This window comes from Belliella buryatensis, from assembly GCF_900188245.1.
GTDB lineage: Bacteria > Bacteroidota > Bacteroidia > Cytophagales > Cyclobacteriaceae > Belliella > Belliella buryatensis.
Genome location: NZ_FZOK01000015.1, coordinates 26,598 through 44,657, shown reverse-complemented (window position 1 = coordinate 44,657; position 18,060 = coordinate 26,598). Strand labels below are relative to the sequence as shown.

Below are 18,060 nucleotides of genomic sequence, written 5' to 3'. Positions count from 1 at the left end.
TTTTTATTTTTATTCAATCCTTTTTTTAACAATCATTTTTATGGATCCATACCAATCTATCAAAATCTCTCTTCTAGCGGAAGAAGACCGCCCGAGAGAAAAGCTTCTACTCAAAGGGAAGTCTGCGCTCTCCGATGCGGAATTAATTGCCATCCTGATCGGCTCAGGGACAAGGTCGCTCAGTGCTGTAGATCTCTCAAGATATATGCTCTCCAAAGTTAATTTTAACCTTGCTGACTTAGCTCGTATGAGTGTGAAGGATTTACAGCAGTTCAAAGGCATCGGGGAAGCCAAAGCTATTAGCATAGTGAGTGCCCTAGAGTTGGGTAGGAGGCGTAAGCTTCAGGAGCCTGTCCGAAAGCCAAGAATAGATTCTTCTCAGAAAGTTTATGATTTTATGAAAGAGGATCTTTTGGACGAGATTGTAGAGAATTTCTGGGTAATCTATCTCAATAGGAACAATAACGTGATCAAAAAGCAACTTATTAGTAAAGGAGGAGCAAATGCTACGGTCGCTGACCCTAAGTTAATTTTTAAATTTGCCTTAGAAGTGATGGCTAGTTCGATGATTTTGGTTCATAATCATCCTTCAGGAAGTCTGAGGCCTTCAGATCAAGATTGCTCTTTGACCAAAAGATTGGCAAGTATTGGTAAAAATTTAGAAGTAACTGTAATGGATCACGTTATTTTCACAGATAGTGGCTATTTTAGCTTCGCAGATGAAGGACTAATGTGAATTATGACAAAAAGAAATATTGCGCTAGCCATCGTGGCCATAGGGGTGCTTGCGGCAGTGATCTATATGCTGACTAGCGCAGACGATCAAGAAGTATATATAGAAAAGATTGAAAAGGAGCGTGAGCGGCAATTTAAGTTTTTGCGCTTCAACCCAGAATCACCCCTAAGTACTGATCAGAAAAATGAACTCAATGCGCTAAGTTTTTACCCAATTGATGTAGCCTATAGAGTAAGGGCTAGAATGGTGCCAGCCGATGACAGGAAAGTGATGGAGATCCTCATGACAGATGGTACAGTAGAAAAATACATCAAGCATTCATACGCTGAATTTGAGCTCAAGGGTCAGCTCCAGCGCTTACTTTTACTTCAAGCCGTATCGGAATTGGATAAGCGCAATTTCTTTTTGGCTTTTGCTGATGAAACAAGCGGAATTGATACTTATGGAGGTGGTCGCTATCTCAATCTTCGTCAGGAAGGGAAGAACAGTATTCTAATTGATTTTAACTTGGCATATAATCCTTATTGTGCGTATAATCCAGACTATGCTTGTCCGCTTCCTCCAAAGGAAAACCTAATGACTATCGCTATAGAGGCTGGGGAAAAGGATTATATCAAGTAAAGCCAATGATTTTCTGTCAATGACCAAAAAAATAGGTTCATTTACCCTTATGCCTATTTCATTTCTCTTAAATTTGTGCCTTATTCTGAAATATTAGCGCATTCATGAAAATTTCTATAAATAGACTTAAACATTTTATTGACCTTGATCAATCAGCGAAAGAGATTGCTGCTTTGCTGACAGGGGCAGGTTTGGAAGTGGAAGGGATAGATACTTTTGAGTCTATCCAAGGAGGATTAGAAGGTGTAGTTATTGGTGAAGTGTTGACTTGCAGTAAACATCCTAATGCTGATAAATTGAGTGTAACTACAGTAGATATTGGGAATGATATCGTTCCAATAGTCTGCGGTGCGCCCAATGTAGCAGCTGGTCAAAAAGTAGTCGTTGCGACAGAAGGGGCTATGCTTTACCCGATCACTGGAGAACCATTTCAAATCAAGAAAGCCAAGATCAGGGGAGAAGCGTCACAGGGAATGATCTGTGCAGAAGATGAGATAGGTCTTGGTGATAGTCATGCAGGAATCATGGTTTTGGATACTGACCTTGCCAATGGAACATCAGCTTCTGCATATTTTAGTGTGGAAAAGGGAGAAGTTCTCGAAATAGGACTTACCCCAAACAGAGCTGACGCTGCCTCTCACTTAGGTGTAGCGCGAGATTTGAAAGCTTTGCTCAACAAGGAGATTTGCCTTCCATCCATTGAAATTTTTAAAGTGGATAATCAGGCGCTCAAAATCGATGTGGAAGTGGAAGATGCCGTAGATTGTCCGAGATATGCAGGCTTGACCATTTCTAATGTTAAAGTTGGTCCATCTCCAGAATGGCTTCAAAATTATCTAAAAGCACTAGATCTAGACCCGATCAATAACATTGTGGATATTACCAATTTCATTTTACACGATCTAGGTCAGCCACTTCATGCTTTTGATGCATCAAAAATCAAGGGCAGCAAAATCTCTGTTAAAAAACTACCAAAGGATACCAAATTTATTACCCTAGATGATAAAGAAAGAAAGCTTTCGGGTGAAGAATTGATGATTTGTGATCAAGAAGGCGGACTTTGTATTGCAGGTATATTTGGAGGGAAAGGTTCTGGTGTATCCGAAGAGACGACTTCAATCTTCTTAGAGTCGGCATATTTCTCTCCTGATGTCATTAGAAAAGGTAGTCAGTTTCACGGATTGAAGACTGACGCTTCTTTTAGATTTGAAAGAGGAACAGATCCGAATATGCCAATCTATGCGCTCAAGAGAGCGGCTATATTGATCAAAGAGCTCGCTGAAGGTGAGATTTCATCTGAAGTAATCGATCTTTACCCAAGTCCAGTTGCTGATTTTGAGATAGCGGTATTGTACAAGCATATCGACAGGCTGATAGGAAAGCACATTCCGAAGGAGACAGTGAAGCGTATTTTGGAAAGTTTAGAAATCAGCGTGACTGAGGAAACTCTAGATGGGTTCACAGCAGTGGTTAAGCCTTATAGGGTAGATGTGACAAGGGAAGCAGATGTGATTGAGGAGATCCTCAGGATATATGGTTTTGAACAAGTATCCTTATCTGATAACTTGAATGCAGATTACCTTGCGGAGCATCCTTCTAAAGACCTGAATAAACTACAATACAGGTTGAGTGAAGTGCTTTCAGGCTTGGGTTATTACGAAATCATTACCAATTCCTTGACTAAGCCTGCATATGCTGAGAAATCTGCGCACCTCAATGCAACAGAGAATGTGGTCATTCTAAATAAATTGAGCGAAGACCTAGGAGTTATGCGCCAGAGCCTTTTATTCACTGGTCTTGAAGTACTCGCACATAATATCAATAGAAGGCAGAAAGATCTCAAGCTATTTGAATTTGGGTCTGTTTATTTCAAAGAGGTAGATGGCTACAGAGAAGAGAAGCGATTGGCTATTTTCCTTACTGGAGATAAGGCAGCTGAAAGTTGGTTAGCTCCAGCGACTTCGGTACAATTTCCTGATCTGTATGCAGTAGTTGAGCTGATACTGGAAAAACTCGGTATAGACAGTGTGGCGGTAGAGATCGTGCATGAATCACCATTTGAATATGCTTTGCAATTGAAACTTGGGGCGAAAGTATTGGGAACTGTGGGGATGCTAGATGTGGGAATAAGTAAGCTGGCAGAGGTGAAGCAGGAGGTGCTGTTTGCTGAGTTGAACTGGGATTTGCTTTGCAAAAAATCCAAAGGCTTGAAAAAGTACCAAGAAATTTCTAAGTTTCCAGAAGTAAGAAGGGATCTTTCACTTGTGATAGATAAAGCAGTAACATTTGATCAGATCAAGGGAGTTGCTTTGAAAGCAGGTGGAAAATTACTGCAAAGAATTGGGGTATTTGATTTGTATCAAGGAGACAAAATTGATGCAGGCAAGAAGGCCTATGCATTGAGTTTCTATTTACAGGATACGGATAATACCTTGACGGACAAAATTATTGATAAAACCATGAATCGACTAATTCAATCTTTTGAAAATGAGGTCGGTGCTTTTATCCGAAAATAAAAAATGATTCACGAAGAACTCCAACGTCTCGAAAAACTAAGCTCTCAAGTTAGCAAGAAAATGGAATACCTTGAGGAGCAAAATCTGATGCTCAAGCATGAGGTGGATTTTTTGAGATCTAGCATCAAAGAAAAAGATGCTGCATTGGAGGATTTTAAAAATCAAATTAAAATCACTAAACTTGTAAACAGCATACCAGTGGAAAACATTGAGTCTGCCGAGTTGAGAGAGAGGATCAATAATTATATACAAGAGATCGATAATATAATTGCCTATTTGTCTGAATGATATGGAAACACTTTCAATCAAAATCAAAATTGGGGATAGAGAATACCCAATGAAAGTCAAAGTGGAGGATGAGGCGAAAATCAGACATGCGGGAAAATTAATTAATGATAAAATAAGAAGATATAGAGAAGAATTTGGATTGGACGATAAGCAGGATTTGCTCGCAATGGCAGCATTTGATTGCATGGTAGCGTCTATGGAGCAAGATCAAGTCAACGCTGACGATGGTGAGTTGATCAAAGATAACCTTCATAAAATCAACCAAAGACTGACTAATCTGCTGTAATTATTTCCCTTAAAAATTCGGCACTTTTTGCTTTCCTATTAGGTATTAAAGCACAATAAACCTATGGGAGAACCAATATACATTATCATTGCAGGGCTAGTAGGCCTTGGTGTGGGCGCCTTGTTGGTGGGGCTTTTTATGAAAGGCAACAACAAGAAAATAGAAGAAGACGCCAAAGAAAAAGCTAAGATCATTTTGCGAGAAGCAGAGATGAATGCTGAGTCTGTCAAAAAAGACAGAATCCTGGAAGCTAAAGAAAAATACCTAAGGCTGAAGTCGGAGTTTGAGGAAGAGGTGAATAAGAAGAAAAGTATCATCATCACAAATGAAAACAAACTCAAACAAAAAGAACAATCTCTAAACAAAGAACTCGAGCAAATCAAAAGAAAGGAAGCAGAGCTTGACAGCAAAAAGGAAAATCTCAATGCTCAGCTGCATGCCGTTCAAGTCAAAAAAGACGAGCTTGATAGAGTAACCAATCAACGCATTGCCGATTTGGAGAAAATCGCAAACCTAACTAGAGAGGAAGCAAAGGATCAGCTCATCGAAATGCTCAAGGACGAAGCCAATACCAAAGCTTCTTCCCATATCAAGGACATTCTAGACCAAGCAAAACTCTCTGCAACCAAGCAAGCCAAAAAGATAGTTCTTGATACTATCCAAAGGACAGCGACCGAGCATGCCATCGAAAACTGCGTGTCTGTTTTCAACATTGAAAGTGATGACATTAAAGGTAAAATTATCGGTAGAGAAGGTAGAAATATCCGTGCCCTCGAAGCAGCCACAGGCGTGGAGATCGTAGTAGATGATACACCTGAGGCGATCATCATCTCTGGCTTTGATCCAGTGAGAAGAGAGATTGCAAGACTTTCGCTTCATAGATTGGTTCAGGATGGTAGAATCCACCCAGCAAGAATTGAAGAGGTAGTTGCTAAGACGGAAAAAAACATCGACGAGGAAATCGTTGAAATAGGAGAGCGTACTTGTATAGAACTTGGAATTCACGGCCTTCATCCTGAGTTGATCAGAATGGTGGGAAGAATGAGGTTCCGTTCTTCTTACGGCCAAAACTTACTTCAACATTCCAAAGAAGTAGCCAAGCTTTGTGCTACCATGGCAGCTGAAATGGGCTTGAATGCTAAGATGGCTAAAAGAGCAGGTTTGCTTCATGATATTGGTAAAGTTTATCCAGAGGAAGCTGAGTTACCTCACGCCATTTTGGGGATGGAGCTTGCTAAAAAATACAAGGAACATCCAGAAGTATGCAATGCTATAGGAGCTCACCATGACGAGATCGAGATGACTTCTATGATTTCACCGATCGTACAGGCCTCTGATGCGATCTCAGGCTCTAGACCGGGAGCACGAAGAGAAATCATGGATAGCTACATCAAGAGATTGAAAGATCTTGAAGATTTAGCACTCAGCTTTGATGGAGTAAACAAGTGTTTTGCGATGCAAGCAGGACGTGAACTTCGTGTCATCGTAGATGCAGATAATGTAAGTGATCAGACAGCAGGTCAGCTTTCTTTCGATATTTCTCAGAAAATCGAAAAAGAAATGCAGTATCCTGGTCAGATCAAAATTACTGTAATCAGAGAAATGAGATCTGTGAGTTACGCAAAGTAAGAGCAGACAAATGAATTTTAGCAATTGGCTTACCGTGCTGATTGAAGCATAAAAATCAAGAAGGTGTAGGAAAGATTCTACACCTTTTTTAGTTGAGATTCTTTTCCTATTTTAGAGAAAATTTTATAGTCCCCAATTCCATTAACCCATCTTTTTGATGTTTATACTGACTCATTTATTCTTTAGCATAGGAGAAGTTTTTTATTCTTCTTACAAAAATCTAAAGGTTCGATTAGCCAAGAAAAAGTTGTCTGAACAAGATAAGAACATCTTGAAAAATCTCTTTCCCTACTATGCAAAATTGAATTCAAGCCATAAACAAGAGTTTATAGAAAAGGTAGAGTGGTTTATAGCAGAGAAGAATTTTTTACCACGAGGAGAGTTGAGAATGGTTACGCAAGAGATGAAGCTTTTGATCTCAGCCACAGCAGTGATGGTTACATTTGGGTTTCCAGGAGTGACTTTAAAACATTTCAAAAAAATACTAATTTATCCTGATTCCTATTATTCAACGATTAATAAACAATTTCATCAAGGAGAAGTCAATCCAAAGCTGGGAATCATCGTATTGTCTTGGGAGAATTTTGTAAGAGGATTCATTGATCTGCAGGATGGGATAAATCTAGGGATTCATGAAATCGCCCACGCGATGAAGCTCGAAAATCAAATTCATTATAACAGTGAGAGTAATTTCTTCAATCCAACACTTTGGGGACGATACGCTGAAAATGCAGCTGTGGAAATAGAGAAAATCCTAAATGGAGAAGAGACTATTTTCCGCTCTTCTGCGGCCAATAATCAACATGAGTTTTTTGCAGTTGCCTTGGAAGTGTTTTTCGAAAGATCAGCCGAACTTAAAAGCTACAATCTAAGACTCTATCAATCTTTGGTCTACTTGCTGAAGCAAGATCCAATTGTATTGGCTCGAGAGGTTTAATTCAATTTGTTTATAAGCGGTATTGCCATCTTTTTGATTTATTGTGACTTTTGGAGTTCTTAATTCTTCCTTTATGAAATCATTCAAAAGCTTACTATCACTCGTTCTATCGTTTCTGTTTGTCCAAGTTTCTGCTCAGGAAATCAAACCATCTTACAAAACAGCTGTAGAAAAACTCGCAAAGAAAAAAGAAGTTCAGGATGCTTTTGCTTACATCCTTGAGATTGATGAGCAAACGATAGCTGATATGATCACTTTGACAGAGATTCCTGCACCATCTTTTGAAGAAACAGCAAAAGGTCTCGTTTTCGCAGAAATGCTTCGGAATGCTGGAGCTGATTCAGTTTGGATCGATGAGGTGGGCAATGTCATCGCATTGAGAAGAGGCAAGAATTCGGATAAAACGATTGTGATCGATGCGCATTTGGATACTGTTTTTCCGATAGAAACGGATGTCACTGTGAAGCAAAAAGGCGATACTTTATTTGCGCCTGGAATAGCTGATGCCAACCGTTCTTTGGCCATGTCTATTGCCTTGATGAAGACGCTTGTTCATCAAAATATCAGGACAGCACATGACTTATGGTTTGTAGGTTCTGTTGGAGAAGAAGGACTTGGAGATTTGAAAGGGATGAAACACCTTTTTAGAGAAGGAGGCCATACAATTGATGCTTTTATCGCTATTGATGGTGGAGGGATAGATGGAATCGTCAATGGAGGAATCGGCTCTCTAAGGTACAGAGTTACTTTCAAAGGCTCTGGAGGACATTCCTATGGCGCTTTTGGAATAGGGAATCCGCACAATGCCTTAGCCAATGCGATTTCTAGTTTTGTTCCGAAGGCCGATCAGTTTACCAAAGAAGGAATCAGAACAACATACAGCGTGTCAGTCCTAGGAGGAGGGACTTCAGTGAATTCTATTCCTTATGAATCTTGGATGTTGGTAGACATGCGTTCGGAAGATCAGGAGAGGTTGCTAGGAATCAACGGGCTTTTTCTCGAAGCCATGCAAGAAGGCTTGGAAAAGGAAAATAGTATCATCAGACGTGGTAATCCCCTTACTGTAGAAGTTGAAAATGTAGGTGATAGACCAACAGGCATTACAGCACCTACCCATGAATTGGTGCAGCAATCTTTGGCTGTCTCTACTTACTTAACAGGAAAGCAGGCTAGACTTAGCGCAAGCTCTACAAATAGTAATGTTCCATTATCACTGGGAATCCCTGCGATAACCATAGGTAGAGGTGGTGAAGCAGGTGGAGGACATAGCTTAGACGAATGGTTCCTCAACAAAGATGGCTATCTGGGTCTTCAGAATGCTTTATTATTGATTTTGATGCAAGGGGAATATTAAAAAACGTATTTATCAAAAAACAGAAATCCCAAGCTTAATCAAGCTTGGGATTTCTGTTTTTAAAGACTTTTTATTTCCATTTATTTCACGAAGTATATTTCTACTTTATTTCGCTTCGCTTACTTCAACTTTACTTCCGCTCCACCTCTCTCAAATTCTCCAGTTTCTTGTTTCTCAAGAATCCATTGATGTCCTCAAAATGCTCTTTGACACGCTTGTTGCCAAATTCGAAGACTTTGGTCACTAAGCCATCTAAGAAATCTCTGTCGTGAGATACGACAATCAAAGTGCCATCAAAAGCTTTCAGTGCATCCTTGATGATGTCTTTGGTTTTCATGTCCAAATGATTAGTAGGTTCATCAAGAATCAGGAGATTGACAGGTTCTAGCAGAAGCTTGATCATGGCGAGCCTGGTTTTTTCTCCTCCCGAGAGTACTTTGACTTTTTTGTTGATATCATCTCCTTTAAACATAAATGCTCCCAACAAGTCCTTGATCTTACTTCTGATTTCTCCTACCGCGATTTGATCTATGGTCTCAAAAATAGTCAAACTCTCATCGAGAAGCGAAGCTTGGTTTTGAGCAAAATAACCAATCATGGCATTGTGGCCCAATTCGCATTTCCCTTCGAAATCAATTTCACCCATGATGGCTTTGATCATGGTAGATTTACCTTCCCCATTTTTTCCTACGAATGTAACTTTCTGACCTTGTTCAATGATCATGTTGGCATCTTTGAAGACCACATGGTCTCCGTAGGATTTGGAAAGGTCCTGCACGATGACAGGATATTTTCCTGACCTTGGAGAAGGAGGAAAACGGAGTTTCAAAGCAGAAGAATCTACTTCATCAACTTCTACGATATCCAATTTCTCCAACATCTTCACGCGAGATTGTACCTGTAGCGTTTTGGAATAAGTTCCCTTGAATCTATCTATAAACTGAGTGGTCTCAGCAATGAACTTTTGTTGCTCGTCGTATTGCTTTTGTTGTTGCTCCCTACGCTCTTTTCTCAACTCGAGATAATGGGAGTATTTGGCTTTGTAATCATAAATACGACCCATCGTCACCTCAATGGTCCTATTGGTGACATTATCCACAAAAGCTCTATCGTGGGAGATTACCACTACTGCCTTGGCTTTCTCTGTCAAAAAGTCTTCCAGCCACTGTATAGACTCTATGTCCAAGTGGTTGGTCGGTTCATCTAACAGGATCAAATCTGGTTTTTGCAGCAGGATTTTTGCCAGCTCGATTCGCATTCTCCATCCCCCCGAAAACTCTGAAGTAGACCTGTCCAAGTCCTTCCTTTCAAAGCCTAGTCCTAGTAGTACTTTTTCGACCTCTGCTTCATAATTGACTTCTTCTATAGCGTAGAATTTCTCGCTGAGTTCGGACACTTGTTCGATGATTTTATAATATTCCTCCGAATCATAATCCGTTCTCACGGTCAGCTCTTCGTTGAGTCTATCGATTTCAGCTTTCATATCGAGATAGGAGGCAAAGGCTTTGGCCGCTTCATCTCTTACTGAGCAGTCATCAGCGGTAAGCAAATGCTGCGGCAAGTAAGCAATCACTGCATCTTTAGGGGCAGATACACCACCTTTGGTAGCTTTGGTTGCGCCTGCGATGATTTTGAGCATGGTGGATTTCCCTGCACCATTTTTACCCATGAGGGCGATTTTGTCATTTTCATTGATAGAAAAAGACACATCACTGAACAATGCATGTCCGCCATGCAATACTGAAATATTATCTACTGAAATCATAATGATCAAAATTCAAGGGGCAAAGGTAAGGAATAGATGATTGAAAAATTGGAAGATTTTAAAATTAGTGAATGAGCCTACTTTTAGCTTTTTGAGATTTCGTTCGCTGCATCCGCTTTTAGGGATTTGCAATCCCGAAACCAGAAATAGTAAGGATTTGCAATCTACTTATCATTAACTTCAATGATTGATCTTCGGAATGGTCTTTGCTCTAAATGGATTGTAAAACAAATTTTAAAGAAATGGATAACAGAGAAAAATTAGAGAAAATGGACAGGGCTTTGAGAATGATGCAAGATCTTAGACATAGCCAAGTAGCCATGGTTGAGAAATCATCTAAGCTTCAAATGGATGCCATGGAGTTCAACTTTTCAGAAATGGAGAAAAACATGGGCGATCTTTTTAGCAGATACAATGAATCTTTGGATTTAATTGACGCAGAACTGGAACGCTTCGAGATCAAAAGGAACCAGTTTGAGCAAAAGCATGGTCTTGACAAAGTGGAAGAGTGAAAAATATTATAGCGTAGAGAAGCTGCTTGGGACACCCCGAGCAGCTTTTGTTCTTTATACCTCACTGTTTTTTTGATCCGAGTTATTTTTGTTCCTGTTGTTGATGGTTTTTTTAAGGATAAAGTATCCCAATGTTCCTGAAATCAAAGATGCAGAGAGTATCCCCATTTTGGCTTGCTCTACATAGATTGGGTCATTGAAGGCCAGGGCATTGATGAATAGTGACATGGTAAACCCAATAGCGGCAAGACAGGAAATACCCAGTAACATGGCCTGATTCAAGCCTTGAGGCATGCCAAACCATCTCAGCTTCAAGCCAAGCATGGCGAGCCCATATATACCTAGGATTTTCCCCAACACTAACCCAAGTCCAACTCCCAGTGCCACTGAGCTGCTGATCATCTGCATCCAGTTGCTGTCAATGACGACACCTGCATTGGCCAAAGCAAAAACCGGCATGACAAAGAAAATTACTAGTCCATGCATGTTTCTTTCCAATCGCTGAAGTGGAGAGATAGAAGCTTTGGAGATGCGTTTAATTTCCCCAATGATATTCTCTTCTTCGTTGGAGAGGAGGTATTTTTCCTGCTTGGCTTTGTTAGCCGTTTTGAATTTGGTGGTAAGCTGACTGATTGCGTTGAGGTAATTAGTTTTATCAATTCGTCTATCTGCAGGAATGGCAAATGCAGCCAAGACTGCAGCTATCGTTGCATGCACTCCTGATAAAAGCGTCGCTAACCATACACCACCAATGCCTAGCAGTGCAAAAATCAACACCCTTCTTACTCCTAGTTTGTTGAGCGTGAACATCATGCAAAGAATGATGGCGCCGATAGTCAAATTGACTAAAGATATCTCAGAAGTATAAAAGAGTGCAACAATCATCACTGCTCCCAAATCATCTATGATGGCAAGTGCAGTGAGGAAAACTTTGAGTTGAATGGGTACTTTTGGACCGAGGAGATACAAGACCCCGAGTGCAAAAGCGATATCTGTAGCCATAGGAATTCCCCATCCTCTCATGACCTCAACAGAGCCGCCTGAATTGATGGCTATGTAAATCAAGGCAGGAAATAGCATGCCCCCAACAGCACCCACGATGGGCATAAGGACATTTTTGGGAACAGATAGTTCTCCAGCCATAATTTCTCTCTTGAGTTCTAGTCCCACTACGAAGAAGAATATTGACATCAAGCCATCATTGATCCAAAGAAGTAGTGATTTTTCCACAGTGAAGCTGCCTATTGTAAATCCGATATTTTGACTCAAAAACCATTGTGTGTAAGCATTGGCTGGGCTATTGGCTAGAATTAATGCCAATGCAGCAGAGAAAAAAAGTAAGAAAGAGCTGAAAGTACTCTTTTTGATAAACCGCATCATGGGGTTGAGCATGTTGTAAGTGAGTGAGGCAGCTGTCATATCTGTGGGCTTTAAGTGCTACTATATCAAGGTCTTCTTGAGCAAAATCATACGGGCAAAATTTAGAAAAGGATAGAAGCTTCTTCGACAAGAATGAATGATTTAACAGAATTTTGGGGTTTGAACTAGCTAAAAAACTCCTAGCTTAAAGAAAGCAAATACGAATAGCTTTTGATTTGAAGTGCAAAAAAATAGGGCTGAATTATTATATAGACAGCATAAAATAAAAAACAGGCTTAAAATTAAAAGCCGCTGTACGATGGTATCGTGAGCGGCTTTTGAATTGATTCTTAGAATCTATAAAACTTTATTATGTTCATTATATTAAGCTTCTACACCAAGAGCTTTGGCCATTACAGCACCGATTTCAGCTGGTGAATCAGCTACGTGAATACCATTTTCTCTCATGATTCTCATTTTCGCTTCAGCGGTATCATCAGCACCACCTACGATCGCACCAGCATGCCCCATTCTTCTACCTGGAGGTGCTGTTTGTCCTGCGATGAATCCAACAACAGGCTTTTTATTGCCATTTTCTCTGATCCACTTAGCAGCTTCAGCTTCGTAATTACCGCCGATTTCACCAATCATCACGATTGCATCTGTTTCAGGATCTTCCATGAGCAACTGTACAGCTTCTTTGGTAGAAGTTCCGATGATAGGATCTCCACCGATTCCGATAGCCGTAGACACACCCAAGCCTGCTTTAGCTACTTGATCAGCCGCTTCATAAGTCAAAGTCCCTGATTTGGAAACGATACCGATTCTTCCTGGCTTGAATACAAATCCTGGCATGATGCCTACTTTTGCCTCACCTGGAGTAATGACACCTGGACAGTTTGGACCAATCAAAGTAGCACCTCTTTCTTTGATATAAGGCTTAGCTTTCAACATGTCTGCTACAGGAATTCCCTCAGTGATGGCAATGATTACCTTGATACCTGCATCCGCAGCTTCCATGATAGCGTCAGCAGCAAATGCCGGTGGAACAAAAATGATAGAGGTATCTGCACCTGTTTTTTGAACAGCTTCTTCAACAGAATTGAACACTGGTCTCTCCAAGTGGGTTGAACCGCCTTTGCTTGGAGTAACACCTCCCACTACATTGGTTCCGTACTCTATCATTTGTTGTGCGTGGAATGAACCTTCAGATCCAGTAAACCCCTGCACAATCACTTTTGAATTCTTATTAACTAAAACACTCATGTTGCGATTTTTAAAGTTCGTCACAAAAATAAAAGAATAAGCCCTTAGATAAAAAGAATTCTCAAACATTATCCATTTAATTTACACTCTGCATATCTTTTTCTATTTTAGACGGTGCTTAACGCCTATTATGAAAAAATTCTATCCCTTAATTTTTATTTTCTTTACCGTCCAATTTACCTTTGGTCAGTCATTTCAATTCAATAGACAGATCAAAGGAGTAGAGTTGCCTACTTCTAATGTCAATGGGATCCTCCAAGATGACGAGGGACTGATGTGGTTCAATACCTCTGATGGTGTTTTTAAGTCTGATGGGTTTAGCACTTTCCCTATTCCTGATTCGATTTCATTGAAAATGACAAATAAGACAAGGCTTTTCAAAGATCAAGAGGGAATAGTTTGGATATCCAATCAGCTCAAAGAGCAAAAAGCCTTTTTTTATTTGAAAGGGAAATGGGGAGAGCTGACCTTCCCCGAAGAAATCAGCAAATTGAATCGTACTTACTTGGACTTTGCTGTTGTAGGCAATGGCAATCAAAAATATTATCATGCGATCTTCGCAGATGCCCTTTGGACTTATAATGTCTCGTCAAATCACTGGCAAGAAATAAGACATCCATTTCAGACTTTTGGCGGGATGGTTTCGGCAAGCTTTCACAATGGTAAATCTTATTTGTTTTTTGAGGAAAAAACTTTCACAGTTGAGGGGACGCTGTTAGTAGAAGTTACCCCAACTGGCATAGCTCTTCCCTCTCAAGTTCTTTATGTCAAGTATTGTCCAATCAGAAAGGAGTATTATTATTTAGGAAAAGACTTTTTGGCTAGAGGGAAGGAATTTCTTGAAGTTGAGGAAATAATTCATCAAGATTTCGTAAGAAATATCTACAGTGCAGTGGATTATAGTGCGCTTCAGGTTGAAAATGCAAAAGTCTATTATTTCTATAATTCACAACTTCATAAGTATAACCCTGAGAATGGGAACATTCAGGAAATTAGTGCAGCAGAAGCAGTAAAGTCCTACAATATCTATGCGTCATTTGTAGACCGAGAGGGAATTGCGTGGATAGGCACACACCGTGGTTTGGTCAATATCAATTCTCTTTTATTTTTAAATTATGATTCTCGTTCCTTTTTGGAAGATGAAGTCACTGCAATAATCAAACTTGCATCTGAAAAATATCTATTGGGTTTCAATAATGGTTTGCAATTATTTGACCAAGGTACTTTTATCAAACTCAAGCATGAGGAGGCACTTGTAGGTCAGCCTAGAAATAGAGTGACTAATTTCTCTATGGACAAGAATGGGGTGGTATGGATTTCCTCTAATCTTGCAGGGATAGGTAGATATAACCCACAATCGGGCAGCCTGATCTTTGAAGAAAGCCCTTTGGATAAATTTGTGACCGCAGTCGAAGCTATCGGCGATACCTTGATTGTGGTCAGTAGGGATAAAGTATACCTTTCAGATATCAACAAACGATCAGGACACTTTGAGAATGATATCACTGAAATGATATTGACCCGATTGAGTCAAGAGGAGGTTTTTCTGAGAAAAGTAGGTAGACTCAATGATGGCCGGTATATATTTCTACAAGGTGGGAATGTTTTTGTCCAAGAAATCTTTTTCGAGACTCCTAATTTTATCAATGTCATTGGTTTTGATTACTTGGAACATGAGGGCAAGCTTTATCTAGGTACTGAGACAGGTCTCAAAATATATGAAAATGGGCAGGTCAAGCTCTTTGAAAAAAACGGCCAGGCTATCAGAAGGCCTGTATATGCATTGCTATTGGACTCAAGCAATAGGATTTGGGCAGGGACGGATCAAGGTGTGTTTTTGGTCGAAGAGGAATCAATCAGGAAATTTGACGAAAGCAGTGGTTTAGTGGGCTCAGAAGTAAACAGAGGTGCTTTGATTGAAGCTGAGGACGGCGCGGTGCTAATTGGTACGCAAAGAGGACTTTCGGTATTTTTCCCAGAAGAGGATGAGAAAAGGGATTTCACCCCAGCTACAGAAATTCTAAATATCAGCTTACTTAATAAAAACATTCGAGAAGTAAATTTGGATAGAATTGCATTTGAAAACAATTCCATTGAAGTGACATACAGAGCGATCAGTTTTCTCCAGTTTTCTGATTTGATTGTCAACTACAAATTGCTGGGCTATCACGAGGAATGGCAACAAATCATTAATCCCAGAGTAAACACCCTAGTTTTCAATAATCTTCCCCCAGGAGAGTATGTGTTACAGTTGCAAGCGAGCTTGGGAGGACAGTATGAATCTGAAATCGTATCAAGTAGGTCTTTTAGGATTTTGAAACCAATTTATTTGCAGACTTGGTTTGTGATACTTTTGTTATTAATTTTTGCAGGAATAGGCTTTTTACTTAATGCCTTAATGAATCAATGGCGCAAGCAGAATCTACTCAAGCAAACAATTGATGAAAAAATTAAAGAAGCTTTTGTCAATGAAAATCAGTTTAGAAATGTATGGAACAGTTCAGCTGATGGTTTGATGCTTTCAGTAGAAGGGGGAAAAATCCTGACAGTCAATCCAAGTTTGGCGATTTTGACTGGAATGGAAAAAGAGCAGTTAGAGCAACTTGAAATAAAAGACATGTATGCTGACCCTGATTATTATTTTCAACAAAGAGAATTGGTGTTGGGAAAAATCGGGAACTCAGAAGAAATAGGTATTACCCTTGAAATGGAGATGCCTTTCAAGAATGGAGTGAAATTTATAGAACTTTATGTAGCTAGATTGAAAACAAGTTTTCAAGGCAAATCAGTTATCCTTTCGGTATTCAGAGATGTCACAGAAAAGAAGCAATATGAAGAAAGCCTTAAAATGGCAAAAGAAAAAGCAGAGGAGGCTAATAGGTTAAAAACAAATTTCCTTTCTAATATGAGTCATGAAATAAGAACTCCACTCAACGGGATTTTAGGAGGGACAGAAAATATTATGGACAAGTGGGGGCATGAAAAAGGATTGATTTCTGAGCTTGAAATCATCAAAGAATCAGGTGAGCGACTTCTGGAAACCATTAATGGCATTCTTGACCTTTCAAAAATCGAAGCCAATAAGTTTGAAGTATTTCTAAAGGAAACCAATGTGAATGATTTTGTTGGTAAAATTTTACTGCCATTGAAAACATTGGCAATGAAAAAGGAACTTCTTTTGTCTGCAAAATATGAGACTAAACCATTTGTCGCCTTTATTGATCAGCGCTACCTAGAAATGATTATTAATAATTTAGTAGGTAATGCAATCAAGTATTCAAATGAAGGCTTGATCAATGTCAAAATTGAGAGAATAGCAGACAAATTACACCTTGAAGTTAAGGATATGGGGATCGGGATGAGTGAAGAGTTTATGACCAAATTGTTCAGACCATTTGAACAAGAAAGTGAGGGTTATGGTAGAAAATACGAAGGCACAGGCCTAGGTTTGGCTATAACCAAAAATTTAATAGATCTATTAGGTGGGGAAATTCAGATAGAAAGTATCAAAGGAAATGGGACTCATGTAAAAGTAGTCTTGCCATTGAGCAAAATTTGATTTTAGTAAATGATTTAATCTTGTAATTTGCACATGCATTAACCACCGATTTATGTTTCCATTAAGGATCTTAATTACAGAAGACGACCATGTCTCTGCACTTTTGCTAAAGAAAGCATTAGAAAAAAACAATCATCAAATTATCGGCATTTCAGACTCGGGCGAGAAGGCGCTGGAGATATTAGAGGAGCACCCTGCAGATATCGTTATGATGGATATCAATTTGGCAGGGGAGTTAGATGGAATAAAGACAACCGAAATCATCAACGAGAAATACGATATACCTGTTGTCTACTTGAGTGCCAGTTCGGATGCTGAAACCTTGACTAAAGTAGTAGGAACCAACCCTAGTGCTTATGTGATCAAGCCATTTAACATCAGAGAATTGAACATGGTGATAGAGTTAGCCATCTTCAAAGACCGAAAAGAAAAGGAGCTCCAAAAGCTCAACAATGAACTAGAGGAAAAAGTCAGACAAAGAACAGCTGACCTTCATGAAGCAAACAAGGAGCTGACTAGGGCATTGGAAAAGGAACGGGAAATAGGAGAACTCAAATCAAGAATTGTTCTCAATGTATCGCATGGGTTTAAGACCCCCTTGACTTCTATTTTGAGTTCTGCTCAGTTGCTACAGATGTATGCTGATAAGGAGCATCCATTGAAAACAAAAATCATGAAGCATGCTTCTAAAATTGAAAATTCAGTAAGGAGTTTGAATAGTTTATTGACCTCAGTGTTGTTCTTTGGGAAAGCTGATGCCAATAAGATTGATTACAACCCAAAGAAAATGTTTACTGCAGCTTTTATCAATGAAGTAGTAGATGTGGTGAAAGCTGGAGCTGAGCATGACGTGAAGGTCAATCTTGAAATCGGTAAAATCCCCAAAACCATCACTTCTGATGTAGATTTGCTCTATCAGATATTTGAGAACCTTTTGTCTAATGCGGTCAAGTACTCGAAAGATGGACAAAAAGTAGATTTTAAAATTTGGGAAGAAGGAGGGTTTATCAAAGCAGAAATCATAGATCAAGGAATAGGTATACCAAAAGCCGAACATGATCAATTGTTTGACCGTTTCTTTAGAGCAAAAAATGTTGGCATCATCGAAGGATCAGGATTAGGCCTTTCTATCGTCAAAAAATGTGTTGATGTGCTCAAAGGCGAAATCAGTTTTGTAAGTGACGCGGGGAAGGGGACTACCTTCTTTGTGACCATTCCATATAAAAAATAAA

Annotated in this window: 14 protein-coding genes; 11 read left to right on the top strand and 3 right to left on the bottom strand. The window is 39.5% G+C overall.

Going from position 1 to position 18,060, the window contains the following annotated elements; translation table 11 throughout:
- Window positions 1-40: 40 nt before the first annotated feature.
- The 8 genes from radC (at window position 41) to CHB66_RS14680 (ending at window position 8,367) form a co-directional block, all read left to right on the top strand.
- Window positions 41-736 carry a RadC family protein gene (gene radC, locus CHB66_RS14715; protein ID WP_089242241.1) on the top strand — a complete coding sequence of 232 codons (696 nt, stop codon included), beginning with the start codon at window positions 41-43 and terminating at the stop codon, window positions 734-736.
- A 3-nt stretch (window positions 737-739) separates the two neighbouring features.
- Window positions 740-1,357, top strand: a complete 618-nt coding sequence (locus tag CHB66_RS14710; RefSeq protein ID WP_089242181.1) for a DUF1684 domain-containing protein — start codon at window positions 740-742, stop codon at window positions 1,355-1,357.
- Window positions 1,358-1,461: 104 nt separating this feature from the next.
- Complete coding sequence (gene pheT, locus CHB66_RS14705; protein ID WP_089242180.1) at window positions 1,462-3,873, top strand: phenylalanine--tRNA ligase subunit beta; 2,412 nt, start codon at window positions 1,462-1,464, stop codon at window positions 3,871-3,873.
- 3 nt (window positions 3,874-3,876) lie between these two features.
- Window positions 3,877-4,161, top strand: a complete 285-nt coding sequence (locus tag CHB66_RS14700; protein ID WP_089242179.1) for a hypothetical protein — start codon at window positions 3,877-3,879, stop codon at window positions 4,159-4,161.
- Between the two features lies 1 nt (window position 4,162).
- Entirely contained in the window at window positions 4,163-4,447 is a 285-nt protein-coding gene (locus CHB66_RS14695) for a cell division protein ZapA (RefSeq protein ID WP_089242178.1), read from the top strand.
- A gap of 63 nt (window positions 4,448-4,510) precedes the next feature.
- Window positions 4,511-6,076: a ribonuclease Y gene (gene rny / locus CHB66_RS14690; protein WP_089242177.1), complete on the top strand. Its 1,566-nt coding sequence runs from the start codon at window positions 4,511-4,513 to the stop codon at window positions 6,074-6,076.
- Between the two features lie 157 nt (window positions 6,077-6,233).
- Complete coding sequence (locus CHB66_RS14685) at window positions 6,234-7,013, top strand: zinc-dependent peptidase (RefSeq protein WP_089242176.1); 780 nt, start codon at window positions 6,234-6,236, stop codon at window positions 7,011-7,013.
- Between the two features lie 73 nt (window positions 7,014-7,086).
- Window positions 7,087-8,367, top strand: coding sequence for a M20/M25/M40 family metallo-hydrolase (locus CHB66_RS14680; RefSeq protein WP_089242175.1), 1,281 nt, complete (start codon window positions 7,087-7,089; stop codon window positions 8,365-8,367).
- A 130-nt stretch (window positions 8,368-8,497) separates the two neighbouring features.
- Here the strand turns inward: CHB66_RS14680 and CHB66_RS14675 are convergent, their stop codons facing one another.
- Window positions 8,498-10,132 (bottom strand): ABC-F family ATP-binding cassette domain-containing protein, encoded by a 1,635-nt coding sequence (locus tag CHB66_RS14675; protein ID WP_089242174.1) that lies wholly within the window; start codon window positions 10,130-10,132, stop codon window positions 8,498-8,500.
- 242 nt (window positions 10,133-10,374) lie between these two features.
- On the opposite strand from CHB66_RS14675, the gene CHB66_RS14670 reads away from it, so the two are divergent.
- Window positions 10,375-10,644, top strand: coding sequence for a hypothetical protein (locus CHB66_RS14670; RefSeq protein ID WP_089242240.1), 270 nt, complete (start codon window positions 10,375-10,377; stop codon window positions 10,642-10,644).
- Between the two features lie 54 nt (window positions 10,645-10,698).
- On the opposite strand, the gene nhaA is transcribed toward CHB66_RS14670, so the two are convergent.
- On the bottom strand, window positions 10,699-12,063 hold the full coding sequence (gene nhaA, locus CHB66_RS14665) for a Na+/H+ antiporter NhaA (protein ID WP_089242173.1): 1,365 nt from the start codon (window positions 12,061-12,063) through the stop codon (window positions 10,699-10,701).
- Between the two features lie 324 nt (window positions 12,064-12,387).
- A complete protein-coding gene (sucD, locus tag CHB66_RS14660) occupies window positions 12,388-13,269 on the bottom strand; it encodes a succinate--CoA ligase subunit alpha (RefSeq protein ID WP_089242172.1) in 882 nt (293 codons plus the stop codon).
- A gap of 130 nt (window positions 13,270-13,399) precedes the next feature.
- On the opposite strand from sucD, the gene CHB66_RS14655 reads away from it, so the two are divergent.
- Both CHB66_RS14655 and CHB66_RS14650 read left to right on the top strand, forming a co-directional pair.
- Window positions 13,400-16,828, top strand: coding sequence for an ATP-binding protein (locus CHB66_RS14655; protein ID WP_089242171.1), 3,429 nt, complete (start codon window positions 13,400-13,402; stop codon window positions 16,826-16,828).
- A gap of 52 nt (window positions 16,829-16,880) precedes the next feature.
- Window positions 16,881-18,059, top strand: coding sequence for a hybrid sensor histidine kinase/response regulator (locus CHB66_RS14650; RefSeq protein ID WP_089242170.1), 1,179 nt, complete (start codon window positions 16,881-16,883; stop codon window positions 18,057-18,059).
- Window position 18,060: the final 1 nt, after the last annotated feature.